This window comes from Bradyrhizobium denitrificans (assembly GCF_013179005.1).
In the GTDB taxonomy this organism is placed as follows: Bacteria; Pseudomonadota; Alphaproteobacteria; order Rhizobiales; family Xanthobacteraceae; genus Bradyrhizobium; species Bradyrhizobium denitrificans.
The window spans coordinates 1-14,210 of the sequence record NZ_JABFDP010000011.1 but is presented as its reverse complement, the minus strand read 5'-3'; the positions used below and the strand labels follow the sequence as shown (position 1 = coordinate 14,210).

Genomic DNA, 14,210 nt, shown 5'->3' with positions numbered 1-14,210 from the left:
GAGGCCGGCCATGGACATGCTCAATCCATACTGCGGCGTCAGCCGCGACGGCCGTGGGGTGGCCCGGCTGACGATCTGCAACGCCGGGACGCTCAACATTCTCGGCTCAAGCGCAATCGCCGGCATCAAAGAAGGACTGCAGTCGCTCGCCGCAGACGAGAGCATTCGCGTCCTCCTCTTCGCCGGAGCAAGCGAAAAGAGCATGATCGGCGGCGCCGACATCAAGGAGATGGCGACGCTCGACCAGGCCTCCGCAGAGGCTTTCATCACCCGCCTCGCTGAACTTTGCGACGCGGTGCGAACATTTCCGGCCCCCGTGATCGCCCGGCTACCCGGCTGGTGCCTGGGCGGCGGGCTGGAGGTGGCGGCCGCCTGCGATCTTCGCGTTGCAGCACATGATGCCAAATTCGGTATGCCAGAAGTACGCGTCGGCATTCCCTCGGTGATTCATGCCGCGCTGCTGCCCCGGCTGATCGGCTGGGGCCGCACCCGCTGGCTGCTGCTGACGGCCGAGACGGTCGATGCGCCGACCGCGCTCGCCTGGGGTCTCGTCGATGCCGTGGCGTTGGCAGGAGAATTGGATGCGGCGGTGGAAAAGGCCGTGGCGTCGCTGCTCGCCTGCGGCCCGCACGCGCTCCGGGCGCAGAAGGCCCTGCTGCGGCAATGGGAGGATCTGCCGTTGAAGGATGCGATCGAGCTGTCGGTCGGCACCTTCGGACGCGCGTTCCTCACCGACGAGCCGAAGCGGCTGATGCAGGGGTTCATCGACCGCAAGCGATAGCAATTCGCCACGTTCTGCGCCGAGTCCCGCGGCCGTCTCGCCTCCCGCATCACGACACCGTTGAGCCGAGATCGCCGGGATTTGCTTTTGGGATCCGTTATTATATGATGACCATCATATTCAATTCAGGAAACCTGTCATGGCCTCGTCCGATCCCGTCGTGATCCTGTCTGCCGCTCGTACCCCGCTCGGCCGCTTCATCGGCGAGTTGTCCCCGCTGAGCGCGCACAAGCTCGGTGCGCATGTGATCCGAGCCGCGATCGAACGCGCGACCATTGCGCCCGACGCGGTCCAGGAGATCTTCATGGGCAACGTCCTGCCCGCCGGTCAGGGCCAGGCTCCAGCGCGACAGGCGGCGCGCGGCGCCGGCCTGCCGGATGCGACGGGCGCCACGACGATCAACAAGGTCTGCGGCTCCGGCATGAAGGCGACTATGCTGGCGCACGACATCATCACGGCCGGCTCGGCCGAGATCGTCGTGTCCGGCGGCATGGAGAGCATGAGCAATGCTCCCTATCTGCTGACCAAGGCCCGCAGCGGCTATCGCGCGGGGCACGATCGCATCCTCGACCACATGCTGCTGGACGGACTTGAGGACGCCTACGAGTCCGGGCGCTCGATGGGCGATTTCGGCGAGGCGACGGCAGAAGCCTACCAGTTCAGCCGCGCCGATCAGGATGCCTACGCGATCGAGACCCTGACACGGGCGCGCCAGGCCGTCGAGAGCGGCGCATTCAAGGCCGAGATCGCACCGATCACCCTGACGGAGAAAGCCGGCCCTCGCCTGATCGCCAATGACGAACACCCGCTCAAGGTCGATCCCGCGAAAATCCCGACGCTGAAGCCGGCGTTCCGCAAGGACGGCACGATCACGCCAGCGGCCTCCTCGGCCAATGCCGACGGCGCCGCAGCGCTCGTGCTCGCGACCCGATCCCGCGCCGTGCGCGACGGACTGCCTGTCATCGCCGAGATCAAGGGTCATGCGACGCACAGCCAGGAGCCGCAATGGTTCACGACGGCGCCGATCCCCGCGATCCGGAAGCTGCTCGACAAAGTCGGCTGGCGCGTCGAGGACGTCGATCTGTTCGAAATCAACGAGGCCTTTGCCGTCGTCGCGATGGCAGCGCAGCGCGATCTCGGCATCCCCCGCGACCGTCTGAACGTCAATGGCGGCGCCTGCGCGCTCGGCCACCCGATCGGCGCCACCGGCGCACGCCTGATCGTGACGCTGCTGCATGCGATGGAGGCCCGCGGCCTCAAGCGCGGCGTGGCGTCGCTGTGCATCGGCGGCGGTGAGGCGACCGCCATCGCGGTGGAGCGTCCGTGATGTCGTGAAATGAGGGAACTTCGTCGTTTATGTCACCCGCGCCGCCTGCCACAATGGCGCGGTGGCACACACTGGCGAGGCCTCGCATGATATCGAACCAGATCGCAGCAGCCCTCGGACGGCGCAACATCCATTACGGATGGGTCATGGTCGCCGTGACCTTCTTCACGGCCCTGGTCACGGCTGGCACGGTCGGCGCGCCTGGCGTGTTCATCGTCCCCCTGCAGCAGGAATTCGGCTGGAGCACCGCAGAGATCTCCTCTGCGCTGTCCATCCGCTTCGTGCTGTTCGGGCTGATGGCGCCGTTCGCCGCAGCCCTGCTCAACCGCTACGGGCTGCGCAACATCACCTTGCTGGCCCAGGTGATCGTCGTGTCGGCGCTGCTGGCGTCGCTGGCCATGACGAAGATCTGGCACCTCGTGCTGCTGTGGGGCTTCGTGATCGGCATCGGCACCGGCATGACGGCGCTGGTGCTCGGCGCGACCATCGCCACGCGCTGGTTCGTGGCGCGGCGCGGCCTCGTGGTCGGCGTGCTCACCGCGAGCACGGCGACCGGACAGTTGGTGTTCCTGCCGCTGCTCGCCAGCCTCACCGAACGGCTCGGCTGGCGCACGGCGCTCGCGCTGGTTTGCTGCGCCCTCGCCGTCTCGGCCACGGCCGTGCTGCTCCTGATGCGCGACCGGCCGAGCGACCTCGGCCTGCGCCCGTTCGGCGACAAGGGCAGCGAGCCGATCACGGCGCCCGCGCCGGTCACCACGCCGATTCTTGCCGCCGCGCTCGGTACCCTGCGCGATGCAGCGCGAGTGCCGGTGTTCTGGATGCTGTTCGCGACCTTCTTCATCTGCGGCGCCTCGACCAACGGCCTCATCCAGGTGCACCTGATCCCGATGTGCCTCGACTTCGGCATTCCGCAGGTGCAGGCCGCGAGCCTGCTCGCCGCGATGGGGATCTTCGATTTCTTCGGCACCATCGTTTCGGGCTGGCTGTCGGACCGCTACGATAATCGCTGGCTGCTGTTCTGGTACTACGGCCTGCGTGGGCTTTCGCTCCTCTTCCTGCCGTTCACGGATTTCTCGTTCTACGGCCTGTCGCTGTTCGCGATGTTCTACGGTCTCGACTGGATTGCCACCGTGCCACCAACGGTGCGGCTGACGGCGCAGCGCTTCGGCGCGGAGCGGGCCAACCTGGTGTTCGGCTGGGTGTTCGCCGCACATCAGCTCGGCGCAGGGACCGCCGCATTCGGCGCCGGCCTGTCACGCACCCTGCTGCAGAGCTATCTGCCGGCCTTCTTCACCGCAGGCGCGCTCTGCGTCCTGGCGGCGCTGCTGGCGCTGGCGATCGCGCGACAACCGAAGCCGGCGTGAAACGGGCGAGTAGCGAGTAGCGAGTAGCGAGTAGCGAGTAGCGAGTAGCGAGTAGCGAGTAGCGAGTAGCGAGTAGCGAGTAGCGAGTAGGAGATGGGTCCGGCGATCTCGATTCGCCACCCTTTTCCCTTATTCGCTACTCCCCATTCGCCATTCGCTCTCCCTCACGGCCGCGTCGTCATCGCGGTCGGCGGACCGACCGTCCGCAACGGCTCGGCGAGGCGCGCGAACTCGCAGAGCAGCGCGCGCGTCTTGCGCGGGTCGATGATCTCCTCGACCCAGAACTTCTCGGCCGAGCGGAACGGCGAGCGCAGCTTGTTGAGCCGCTCCTCGATCTCCTTGAGCTTGGCCTTCGGATCCGGCGCGGCATCGATCTCGGCACGATAGGCGGCCTCGATGCCGCCTTCGAGCGGCAGCGAGCCCCAATAGGCCGAGGGCCAAGCGTAACGGATCGAGAAGCGGTCGGCCGGCTGATGCACGACGCCCGCAACACCGAACGAGTTGCGTACGATCACCGTGCACCACGGTACCGTCGACTGGTTGACCGCCGCCATCGCACGCACACCATGGCGAATCGTCGCCGCCTTCTCGGCCTCGAGACCGACCATGAAGCCCGGGCAATCCATCAGATAGACGATCGGCAGATGGAACGTCTCGGCAAAGTCGACCCAGCGGATCACCTTCTGGCAGGCATCCGCCGTCCATGAGCCACCATAGTGATAGGGATCGCTCGCGAGCACCATCACCGCGCGGCCTTCGAGACGCGCGAGTCCGATGATGATCGGGCGGCCGTAGTTCTGCGCCACCTCGAAGAACGAGCCGCTGTCGACCACGGACTCGATGATCGGCCGCATCTTGTAGACCCGACGGCGATCCCGCGGCACGGCGCTGATCAACTGCTCGTCGGTGCGCTGCGGATCGTCGGTGCAGGGCAAGGTCGGCGGCAGTTCGTAGACCGACGACGGCAGATACGACAGGAAGCGGCGCGCGCAGGCGAAGGCTTCCGCCTCGGTGTCGACCGCATGATCGACGCCGCCGGCGCGGGTCTGGATGTCGGCGCCGCCGAGTTCCATCTTGCCGAGGTCCTGGCCGAGCCGCTTCACCACCGGGGGACCGGCGACGAACATCGCCGATTGCTTGGTCATCACCGAATAGTGGCTGGCGGCAAGCCGCGCGGCGCCGAGGCCTGCGACCGAGCCGAGGCCGAGCGCGACCACCGGCACCAGCGACATGTTCTCGGTCGTGTAGCGATACCAGCGATTGCCGCCGATGCCGCCGGGCAGATTGGCCGCGCCCTTGGTCTCGATCGTCTTGACCGAGCCGCCGCCGCCGGAGCCCTCGATGATGCGGATGATGGGCAGACGGAAATCGTGCGCCATCTCCTCCGCCATCAGCGGCTTGGCGGCGATCGACGCATCGGCCGAGCCGCCGCGCACGGTGAAATCGTCGCCGACCACGACGACGGTGCGGCCGTCGATGCGGGCACGTCCGAACACGCAATTGGCGGGCGTCACATGTTTCAGCTCGCCCTGCTCGTCATATTCGCCGAGACCGGCGACGGCGCCGATCTCGTGGAAGCTGCCGGCATCGACGACGCCGTCGATGCGCTCGCGGACAGTCAGGCGGCCCTGGTCGTGCTGACGCTTGACCTTGTCAGGCCCGCCCATCTCCCGCGCGAAGGCTTCGCGCCGGGCCAGTTCCTCGAGCTCCGGCTGCCAACTCATTCGTTCCCCCTGCCCCGGTGATGGTCTTGTTCTTCTGGTTGGTCTTCGTGGTCACAGGCAGCGGCTTTCTTTCCATCCGGCTGTTGAAGACGTCGGCCTCGGCCCCCTGCAGCAGCGCAGCGACGCTGCGGCCGAGTTCGAGCATCGGCTGCGCCACCTCGTCATGCAGGCGTTGCTCGTCATACATCGCGGACAGCAGCCCGATCGTGAGCACGACATAGGTCTGGTACTGCGGCGACCACAGCGGCAGCGCGACACCGTTGATATGCGGGCTCCACAGGCCGCAGGCCACCACATAGCCATGCTCCTTGAGGAACTGCCTGTTGTGCTCCAGCCGCGGCCGCAGCAGCCTCGCCGCATCCGGCAGCTCGCGTTCCATCTCGGTCAGCAGGGCATCGCCGACCTCGGGCTCGAGGGCGGCGACATAAGCGTGGCCAGCCGCGGTCGACGCCATCGAGATCCGGCTGCCGGTGGTCTCGTGCAGCCCCAGCGCATTCGCAGCACGGCCGAACTCCAGATAGACGAGGTGGAAGCGATCGGGAATGACGAAACCGACCGTCCCCGGCAACTGCTCCGCGACGTCCTGCAGGCGCTGGCGGATCAGGTTGCGCAGCTGCAAGCCCCGCGTCATCGACGTGCTCATGGCCACCGCGCTCGGGCCGATCCGGTACTTCTGATCGCGCGGCAGATACACCAGCTGGCCCATCCGGGTCAGCGTGTGCGTCAGCCGAGACACCGTCGACCGCGGCAGACCACAGCGGTTCGAGATCTCTAAATTGCCCAGCCGCGCCTCGTGCCCCTCGAAGCAACGAAGTACGTCGAACGCCCGCGACACCACCTGAATCACCTCGCCGTCACCGGCGAGATCTCCAGGCAGCATCCCCACCCTGCTCAATCGCTCAGACCGTCGTCCCATGCGCGTTCCACTCAATTCCATGGTGCGGAATTAAATTCCGCTTGCAGAACAAGCTAGCCCAGCCGTTTTTCCCTCACAACAGCAGAGCGTTTCTAAAACCCACCGTTGTTCAGCGTGTTGGCACAAGACGCGGCCTGTCAGCGCAATTCGCAATGGCATGGCAGGCATTCATTTTGGCGACGGTGCTGTCGCACCGCACCGCCCTCGCCTCAGCCCGATCGTCCCCGCCTCCCGGCAGCCCCCGACCGCATCTCTGCGTGCGCGCGGCAGCTCAATTCATGAGCAGCAGCAACATTTGACCAGACTTGCACCAAGTGTGGGCTGGCTGCTGCAACGCAGCTGCGACATAACCGGCGCGCGATCGACTCCCCCGCCGAGCTTGCCATGACCACCGACCACAAGCGGCCCATCCGCAATCCGCAACATTGGGCGTCCGCGGCGATGCCGCCGCTGCAGCGCTTCCTCGCCGCCTGCCACGCCGATTTTGGGCCCGACCATGACGGCACGGTCGCCAACTACATTCCAGAGCTCGGCAAGGCCGACCCCGTGCATTTCGGCATCAGCCTCGCGGCACTCGATGGCCACGTCTACGAGGTCGGCGACAGCCGCGTGCCATTTACGATCCAGTCGATGTCGAAGCCGTTCGTCTTCGCGCTCGCGCTGGACACGCTCGGCTCCGACGCAGTCGAACAGGTCATCGGCGTCGAGCCGTCGGGAGACCCCTTCAACTCGATCCGGCTCAATGCCAACAACCATCCGTTCAATGCGATGGTCAATGCCGGTGCGATCGCCTGTAGCGGCCTCATCCTGAAGGCCAGGGGCGCCGATGCCTTCGAGTCCATCCGCGACGCGCTGGGCCGCTTCGCCGGTCGCAGGCTCGACGTCGACGATGCGGTGTTCGCATCGGAGGCCGCGACCGGGGACCGCAACCGCGCCATCGCCTATCTCCTGCGGACATCCCATGTGATCAAGGAACCGGTCGAGGATGTGCTCGCGGTCTATTTTCGGCAATGCGCCGTGCTCGTGACTGCGCGCGACTGCGCGGTGATGGCGGCGACGCTGGCCAATCGCGGCGTCAATCCGGTCACCGGCGAGCAGGTCGTGACACCCTATGCGGTGTCACGGACGCTGTCCGTGATGACGTCTTCGGGCATGTATGATTTCGCCGGCGAATGGATCTACCGAGTCGGCATTCCAGCCAAGAGCGGCGTCGGCGGCGGCATCCTGGCGAGCCTGCCGGCGCGACTCGGGCTCGGCAGCTACTCGCCCCGGCTCGACAGCCACGGCAACAGCGTGCGTGGCATCAAGGTCTGCGAAGCGCTGTCGGCGCACTACGGACTGCACATGCTGAACCGCTCGGACGATGCGCGCGCCTCGATCATCGCCGACTACGACATCGGCGCCAACCCGTCGCGGCGCAGCCGTCGGGCGCAGGAGCGGAAGATCCTCGCCGCTCATCCCGATGCAGTGCGCGTGCTCGAGCTGGTCGGCACGCTGTCGTTCTCCAACGTCGACTATGTCTCGCGTCAGCTTGCGGGGCGCGCGCGCCCGCAATTCGTCATCTTCGATCTCCACCGCGTCAACGCAATGACACAAGCAGGCCTGCGCCTGTTGGCCGAGCTGTTTCACGAGCTGGCAGATTTCCACGTCACGGTGGTGCTGTCCGGGATTCGGCGCAGTTCGCCGGAATGGCAGGAGATCACGGCGCGCACCGGCGACATCCGGAACGTGCGCGATTTCTATCTGCTCGATACGGCGATCGAATGGGCCGAGGATCAGATCGTCTATCGTCATGGCGGCGCGATCGACTTCCTCGAAACCACGGAGCTTGCGGAGCAGCCACTGCTCGCCGGCCTCACGGAGGGCGAGCGCGATGAGCTCGCCGCGTTGGCGACCATCAGGCAATATCGACAGGGCGAACGGATTCTCAGCGCCGGGGACGCGGCGACATCGCTGTTCTTCCTGCGCTCGGGCGTCGTCCATGTAACTTTGCCCGATGGCATCCGGCTGGCGACCCTGACGGCCGGGCAATGTTTCGGCGAGATGGCGCTGCTGGAACCGGTGCGCTCCGCCGATGTCGTCGCCGACTTCTCGGCCAGCGCCTTCGAAATCACGCTTCCGGATTTCGAGCGCTTCCGCAGCTCTCACCCGCACGCGGGCGCCTGCATCATGCGCAATCTCGCGCGGCTGCTGGCGGACCGCCTGACGGTGGCCAATGCGCGCCTCAATCTGCTCGCGGCCGACTAGGTCCGTCATCGAAACGTCACGCGACGGCAGGCTTCGCCTGGACCTGGAATGGCGGCTCGCGCCGCCGGATGGTCTCTGAAGGCCGATTTTCATGACTCGTATTTGTACGGCCTCGCCCAAACGTTACCGGGACTCGGTCGCAGGACAACCATAAGCGAGCCCAATTCGCGCCGCATTGGCCGACGATGTTCCCTAGTGTCGATCGACGCCGAGTGGGGACTCGCGAAGCGGACGTCGACGTGGGGTGTTCCGAGTAAATTCCAGCCGACCGTCGCGTGTGTATTTGCGCAACGGAGAGTCGTGTCCAGTGTCCAGGGAGGAAACGGCATGAAGGAAGCCACAAAGAGGGCGACATCGGAAGCACTTGCACACATGCTGGCGGTGACCTCGATGATCGTCATCGCCAGCGTCCTGTTCTACGGGCGATGAAGGGCTGTCTGGAGGTTCTGCGTCGCAGCTGCTTCATCGCCCGTCGATAGGAATGTGGGCTTGATTGCTCACGCGAACGACCGAGTTGAGTTGCGTTTGAGTTGGTAGGCGTAGCGTAAGCGTTTTGCGTCAATCGCGCGGCGATCCGGGTCGGGACGAAATAACTGTATTGCGTATCGTTCCCGCCTCGGCCGCCCGCGGTCGGCCCGTCCGGATGTGCATCGGCCGCACAACCTCATTCCGTTTTTCCGAAATATGGCACGGTGCCGCCTGCGAAGGCGACGAAGCGGACTTCGACCGCGTCGCCGATCGCAAGATCATGGTCGCCATGGGCCATCATCCGAAAGCCCTCGCGCATATCCACGAGCACGATGTTGTAAGGCACATGGGCGCGCGTCTCCGGCGTTGCAGCCCGGCAGACCGATGATGTCGCGTAGACGGTGCCCATACCGCTCGCCTGGTGGTCGGTAAGGGCCGCCGAGCCGCAGGCCGAACAGAAGCTGCGCCGGAAGTACTGCAGGTGAGAGCACGACTCGCAGCGCTGGTAGCGAATCACGGCCTCACCCCGGGTCCAGTCAGCCGCCTCGCTCATCGCACCCGCTCCCAGAACATGCTGACATGCGACGACAGCACGCCGCCATCGCCATGCAGCAGCGACAGCGACGCCTCGCGCACCTGCCGGTGGCCGGCCCGTCCCGTCATTTGCAGATGCGCCTCGTTGAGATGCGCCATCGCGCCGCCGACGCCGCAATGGCCATAGCTCAACAGCCCGCCATGGGTGTTGAGCGGCACCGCGCCCGCACGGCCAAAATGGCCGGCCCTGACACGCGCAGCCGCCTCGCCACGGCCGGCCAGACCGAGATCCTCGAGCAGCATGCAGAGCGTGATCGTGAAACTGTCATAGACCGCCGCGTAGTCGACATCGACGATCTTGACCCCGGCAGCGGCTTTGGCCTTCGTGATCGCGATCTCGGCCCCGAGGTTGCTCAGCGCCGGCGCCGCCGTGACGTGTTGATGCGTGTGCGCCTGGGCACAGCCGCGCACACGCACCGCTGCGGCTCCGGTCGGTTCGCGGCTGACGATGGTGGCCGCGCCGCCATCGGACACCGGGCAGCAGTCGAGCAGCTTCAGGGGCCGCGCCACCGGCTTGGATGCCATGACGTCAGCCACCGTGATCGGATCATGGAACTGGGCGCCGGGATGGTCGAGCGCATGCGTGCGCATCAGCACCGCGAATTCGGCAAGGTCCTGCTCGGTGACGCCATGTTCATGCATGTAACGCGAGGCGACGAGACCGTAATATGCGGGGATGGTCGGTCCCAGCGGCAGTTCGTAGACGGGATGCCCGACCTGGGCCAAAGCCTGGATCGAGGCGTCGCGGCTCTGCCCGGTGAGGCGGTTCTCGCCAGCGACGACGAGCATGTGCCTGACCACGCCGGCCTCGACCAGATGATGCGCCAGCATCACCATTGCGAGCCCGGTGGCGCCGCCGACCTGCACGGCGTGAGCATAGGACGGCGTGATGCCGAAATGCTCGGCGAACACGGTCGCGAGCATGATGTGCGGCGACACGGTGGAGTATCCGCACAGGATGCCGTCAATGTCGCGCCGCGTGAGCCCGGCATCGTCGAGCGCGAGCTGTGCTGCCATGCTCATCAAATCGAGCGACGAGCGCCCATCGTGCTTGCCAAACGCGGTGAGGCCGGTGCCGGTGATGTAGGTCATCGCGCCAGCCCCGAGTGCCGCTGCGCTTCCCTCACTGCGCCCAGGGTCGTGTCGGCCCCCTGTAGCTTGACCCGAGATTGTGCGACGCGGGCGGTGCGCCCCCTCTCTCCGTGCGCGGGGAGAGGAGAACTCTCCACGAGTTCAGTGCGTGGAGAGTTCCCCTCACCCGGATTGCATCTTCGATGCAATCCGGCCTCTCCCCGCGTGCGGGGAGAGGCGAGCCCCCCGCGAGCCCCGGGGCATGTGCTCACGTCGGCCAGTCCGGAAAATCGACCGACGCCGGTATCTTCATACGACGAGTCCCCGTAGGGGACCGCCCTCCCTGTCCCTCCCCCACAAGGGAGGGAATACGGGTATCGTGCGTCCCTGATGATTGCGTTCAACATCTCAGCAAGAACTCATCTCAATACGATTTTGGCATACCGAGGACCTTCTCGGCGATGAAGGACAAGATCAGCTGCGGGCTGATCGGGGCGATGCGGGGGATCAGGGATTCGCGGAGGTATCGCTCGACATGATACTCACGCGCGTAGCCGAAGCCGCCATGGGTCATGACCGCCTGCTCGCAGGCGTGGAAGCCGGCCTCGGCGGCGAGATATTTCGCGGCATTGGCGGCGGGGCCGCAGGCCATGCCCTCGTCGTATTGCCAGCCGGCCTGCAGCACCATCAGCCACGCCGCTTCCAGCTCCATCCAGTTCTTTGCCAGAGGATGCTGGATGCCCTGGTTCTGGCCGATCGGCCGGTTGAACACGTTACGCGTCCGCGCATAGGCCGAGGCGCGCGACAGCGCGAGATGGCCGAGACCGACGGCCTCTGCAGCAATGAGGATACGCTCGGGGTTCATGCCGTGCAGGATGTAGTCGAAGCCCCGCCCCTCCTCGCCCAAGCGATCCTCGACCGGAATCTCGAAATCCTCGAAGAACAGCTCGTTGGAGTCGACCGGCTTGCGGCCCATCTTCTCGATCTCGTGCACCTTGATGCGGCTGCGGTCGAAATCCGTGTAGAACAGGCTCAGTCCGTGAGTCGGGCGCTTGACCTCCTCGAGCGGCGTGGTGCGCGCGAGCAGCAGGATCTTCTCGGCGACCTGCGCGGTCGAGATCCATACCTTTTGGCCATTGACGACGTAGCGGTCGCCCTTGCGCACCGCGCGGGTCTTCAGCTGCGTCGTATTGAGGCCGGTGTTCGGCTCGGTCACCGCGAAACACGCCTTCTCGCTGCCATCGACGATGCCCGGCAGCATCCGCGCGCACTGCTCCTTGGTGCCGAACACGACGACCGGATTGAGCCCGAACACGTTCATGTGGATCGCCGAGGCGCCGCTCATGCCGGCGCCGGACTCCGCGATCGTGCGCATCATGATCGCGGCATCGAGAATGCCGAGGCCGGAGCCGCCATACGCTTCCGGAATGCAGATGCCGAGCCAGCCGGCGTCGGCCAGCGCCTTGTGGAAGTCGGCGGGAAAGCCGCCCTCCTTGTCCTTCTTCAGCCAGTAGGCGTCGTCGAACCGGGCACAGATCCTGGCCACCGCATCGCGGATCGAGTCCTGGTTGGCGGAGAGCGCGAAATCCATCGGGTCACTCCTTTGCAGGCGGCGGGGTCGTTGCGCCGTCGCGGATCATTGCGACGATCTCGTCATGCGAGAAACCCAGCTCGCGCAAGATCTCCTCGCCATGCTCGTTCGGCCGCGCCGCCAGACGCTGCGGCTCAGCCTTGGTTTCCGACCAGGTCGCCGAGACGCGGGTGCTGCGGATCGGGCCTTCGGTGGGATGCTGGACGATAGGAAAGAAATCGGTCGCGACGAGATGCGGATCGTGCAGCAGGCTCTCGAGGTCGTGCATCGGCATGACCGGGATGTCGGCCGCATCCAGCAGATCAGTCCATTCGGCCGTGCTGCGCGTTTCGAAGATGCGGGCGAGCTCGGCATAGACGAGGTCGATATTCGCGGCACGCCGGGCAAAGCTGTTGAAGCGGTCGTCGGCGCACAGGTCGGGGCGGCCTGACGCAGTGAAGAACGCGTCCCATTGCTTGTCGTTGTAGACGATGACGCAGATGTAGCCGTCGGCGGTCTTGTAAGGCCGGCGGTCCGGCGACAGATGCCGGGCATAGCCACCGCGGTCGAGCGGCGGGGCGTAGGTCAGCCCGCCCATATGATCGCCCATGATGAAGGCCGACATGGTTTCGAACATCGGCACGTCCAGGCGCTGGCCGCGTCCGGTGCGGTCGCGATGCACAAGGCTGGCGCAGATCGCGCCGACGGCGGTGAGCCCGACGATACGGTCCACCAGCGCATTCGGCACATAGCGCGGCGTGCCGTCGCCGGCCACCGCCATCAGATGCGACAAAGCCGCCCCGCCCTGGATCAGATCGTCATAGGCCGGTTTTGCCGCATAGGGTCCGTCCTGACCAAAGCCGAACACGCCGGCATAGACCAGCCGCGGATTGAGCGCAGACACCACGTCGTAGCCGAGGTTCAGCCGCGCCATCGCCTGGGGACGGATGTTATAGAGGAGCACGTCGGCGTCCTTGACCATGCGCAGCACGGCCTCTCGGCCGGCCGGCTTCTTCAGGTCGAGGCAGATCACGCGCTTGCTGCGGTTGGTGTTGAGGAACACCGGTCCCATGCCGGGATGGTGCCATGGACCGATCTTGCGGGTGACGTCGCCCTCGGGCGATTCCACCTTGATGACGTCGGCGCCGTAATCGCCAAGCGTCTGGGCGGCATACGGCCCCATCAGCACGGTGGTCATGTCGATGACCTTGATGCCCGCAAGCGGTCCCATCGCGGCGCCGTCTCCCTCGTTCGTTGTTGTGCCAGGAGCTAACGGCACCAGGGGTTCCTGGGCAAGCGGCGTGCGCGTATGGGGCCATGCGCAGCGCATACGGCCCTTCCGACGTCACGACAGATGTCCCCCTCCTCGTATGGCCGGGCTCGTGCCATCTACGTCCGTCCTCCCCCGAAGAACGACGTGGATGCGCGGGACAAGCCCGCGCATGACGGAGTTACTCAAGCCACATTCCGCCGTGCGGACGATCAGCGACGTCAGCCGCTGCGCTGCACCAGATGTTCCCTGCGCTGACGCGCATTCTGCGATTCCCTTTCGCCGCCGAGCTGTGTCAGCATGTCCGCCCAAGATCCAAAAACAACACACAGGGAGAACGCTGTCATGACGCTCTATCAGGGCAAATGCTTCTGCGGCGCGGTCGAGCTCGAGGCCGATGGCGAGCCGGAGGCGATGGGCTATTGCCATTGCTCGTCCTGCCGCTCGTGGTCGGCGGGCCCGGTCAATGCTTTCACCTTGTGGAAGCCGGCGAATGTCCGCGTGACCAAGGGCGCGGATGCGATCGGCACCTATCACAAGACCGACATGAGCCACCGCAAATACTGCACCAAGTGTGGCGGGCATCTGATGACCGACCACCCGCCGCTCGGCATGATCGACGTCTATGCCGCGACCATCCCGACCTTGAAGTTCACGCCGGGAGTCCATGTCAACTATGCGGAGAGCGTACTGCCGATCAAAGACGGCCTGCCGAAGCTGAAGGACTTTCCGGCCGAGTTCGGCGGCTCCGGCGCGATGATGCCGGAGTGAGCGCGAGGTCGCTCCTCATCTAGCCCGGATGAGCGACAGCCTGCGCCCGCAAGGGCGCAGGCATCTGCTCATCCGGGCTTCTGTAACGGGCCTTGGCTTGTCAATCC

At 65.8% G+C, this 14,210-nt stretch carries 11 protein-coding genes; 5 read left to right on the top strand and 6 right to left on the bottom strand.

What is annotated here, in order from left to right; genetic code table 11:
- Window positions 1-10 precede the first annotated feature (10 nt).
- The 3 genes from HL671_RS13360 (at window position 11) to HL671_RS13350 (ending at window position 3,472) form a co-directional block, all read left to right on the top strand.
- On the top strand, window positions 11-781 hold the full coding sequence (locus tag HL671_RS13360; RefSeq protein WP_012043676.1) for an enoyl-CoA hydratase: 771 nt from the start codon (window positions 11-13) through the stop codon (window positions 779-781).
- Window positions 782-920: 139 nt separating this feature from the next.
- Window positions 921-2,108, top strand: coding sequence for an acetyl-CoA C-acyltransferase (locus HL671_RS13355; RefSeq protein WP_012043675.1), 1,188 nt, complete (start codon window positions 921-923; stop codon window positions 2,106-2,108).
- 86 nt (window positions 2,109-2,194) lie between these two features.
- On the top strand, window positions 2,195-3,472 hold the full coding sequence (locus tag HL671_RS13350; protein ID WP_172236650.1) for an MFS transporter: 1,278 nt from the start codon (window positions 2,195-2,197) through the stop codon (window positions 3,470-3,472).
- A gap of 164 nt (window positions 3,473-3,636) precedes the next feature.
- On the opposite strand, the gene HL671_RS13345 is transcribed toward HL671_RS13350, so the two are convergent.
- Both HL671_RS13345 and HL671_RS13340 read right to left on the bottom strand, forming a co-directional pair.
- Window positions 3,637-5,196 carry an acyl-CoA carboxylase subunit beta gene (locus HL671_RS13345; RefSeq protein WP_012043673.1) on the bottom strand — a complete coding sequence of 520 codons (1,560 nt, stop codon included), beginning with the start codon at window positions 5,194-5,196 and terminating at the stop codon, window positions 3,637-3,639.
- Window positions 5,126-6,112: an IclR family transcriptional regulator gene (locus HL671_RS13340; protein WP_172236649.1), complete on the bottom strand. Its 987-nt coding sequence runs from the start codon at window positions 6,110-6,112 to the stop codon at window positions 5,126-5,128. Before HL671_RS13340 ends, HL671_RS13345 begins: the two co-directional genes overlap by 71 nt.
- Before the next feature lie 384 nt (window positions 6,113-6,496).
- On the opposite strand from HL671_RS13340, the gene glsA reads away from it, so the two are divergent.
- The gene (glsA, locus tag HL671_RS13335; RefSeq protein ID WP_172236648.1) at window positions 6,497-8,359 is read left to right on the top strand and encodes a glutaminase A; all 1,863 of its coding nucleotides are present in this window, start codon (window positions 6,497-6,499) and stop codon (window positions 8,357-8,359) included.
- A gap of 664 nt (window positions 8,360-9,023) precedes the next feature.
- Here the strand turns inward: glsA and HL671_RS13330 are convergent.
- From HL671_RS13330 to HL671_RS13315, 4 genes are all read right to left on the bottom strand, one after another.
- Window positions 9,024-9,380: a Zn-ribbon domain-containing OB-fold protein gene (locus HL671_RS13330; protein ID WP_172236647.1), complete on the bottom strand. Its 357-nt coding sequence runs from the start codon at window positions 9,378-9,380 to the stop codon at window positions 9,024-9,026.
- Window positions 9,377-10,513: a thiolase family protein gene (locus HL671_RS13325; RefSeq protein WP_172236646.1), complete on the bottom strand. Its 1,137-nt coding sequence runs from the start codon at window positions 10,511-10,513 to the stop codon at window positions 9,377-9,379. The genes HL671_RS13330 and HL671_RS13325 overlap by 4 nt, the downstream gene beginning before the upstream one ends.
- Before the next feature lie 403 nt (window positions 10,514-10,916).
- A complete protein-coding gene (locus HL671_RS13320; protein WP_172236645.1) occupies window positions 10,917-12,083 on the bottom strand; it encodes an acyl-CoA dehydrogenase family protein in 1,167 nt (388 codons plus the stop codon).
- Window positions 12,084-12,087: 4 nt separating this feature from the next.
- The gene (locus tag HL671_RS13315; protein ID WP_172236644.1) at window positions 12,088-13,293 is read right to left on the bottom strand and encodes a CaiB/BaiF CoA transferase family protein; all 1,206 of its coding nucleotides are present in this window, start codon (window positions 13,291-13,293) and stop codon (window positions 12,088-12,090) included.
- Between the two features lie 384 nt (window positions 13,294-13,677).
- Here HL671_RS13315 and HL671_RS13310 point away from each other — a divergent pair, with 384 nt between their 5' ends.
- A complete protein-coding gene (locus HL671_RS13310; protein ID WP_012043666.1) occupies window positions 13,678-14,103 on the top strand; it encodes a GFA family protein in 426 nt (141 codons plus the stop codon).
- Window positions 14,104-14,210 lie beyond the last annotated feature (107 nt).

What these genes read in the sequence shown, in the direction of transcription:
- HL671_RS13360 (WP_012043676.1), top strand. Translation starts at nt 11, where the DNA reads ATGGACATGCTCAATCCATACTGCGGCGTCAGCCGCGACGGCCGTGGG.
- HL671_RS13355 (WP_012043675.1), top strand. Translation starts at nt 921, where the DNA reads ATGGCCTCGTCCGATCCCGTCGTGATCCTGTCTGCCGCTCGTACCCCG.
- HL671_RS13350 (WP_172236650.1), top strand. Translation starts at nt 2,195, where the DNA reads ATGATATCGAACCAGATCGCAGCAGCCCTCGGACGGCGCAACATCCAT.
- HL671_RS13345 (WP_012043673.1), bottom strand. Translation starts at nt 5,196, where the DNA reads ATGAGTTGGCAGCCGGAGCTCGAGGAACTGGCCCGGCGCGAAGCCTTC.
- HL671_RS13340 (WP_172236649.1), bottom strand. Translation starts at nt 6,112, where the DNA reads ATGGGACGACGGTCTGAGCGATTGAGCAGGGTGGGGATGCTGCCTGGA.
- glsA (WP_172236648.1), top strand. Translation starts at nt 6,497, where the DNA reads ATGACCACCGACCACAAGCGGCCCATCCGCAATCCGCAACATTGGGCG.
- HL671_RS13330 (WP_172236647.1), bottom strand. Translation starts at nt 9,380, where the DNA reads ATGAGCGAGGCGGCTGACTGGACCCGGGGTGAGGCCGTGATTCGCTAC.
- HL671_RS13325 (WP_172236646.1), bottom strand. Translation starts at nt 10,513, where the DNA reads ATGACCTACATCACCGGCACCGGCCTCACCGCGTTTGGCAAGCACGAT.
- HL671_RS13320 (WP_172236645.1), bottom strand. Translation starts at nt 12,083, where the DNA reads ATGGATTTCGCGCTCTCCGCCAACCAGGACTCGATCCGCGATGCGGTG.
- HL671_RS13315 (WP_172236644.1), bottom strand. Translation starts at nt 13,293, where the DNA reads ATGGGACCGCTTGCGGGCATCAAGGTCATCGACATGACCACCGTGCTG.
- HL671_RS13310 (WP_012043666.1), top strand. Translation starts at nt 13,678, where the DNA reads ATGACGCTCTATCAGGGCAAATGCTTCTGCGGCGCGGTCGAGCTCGAG.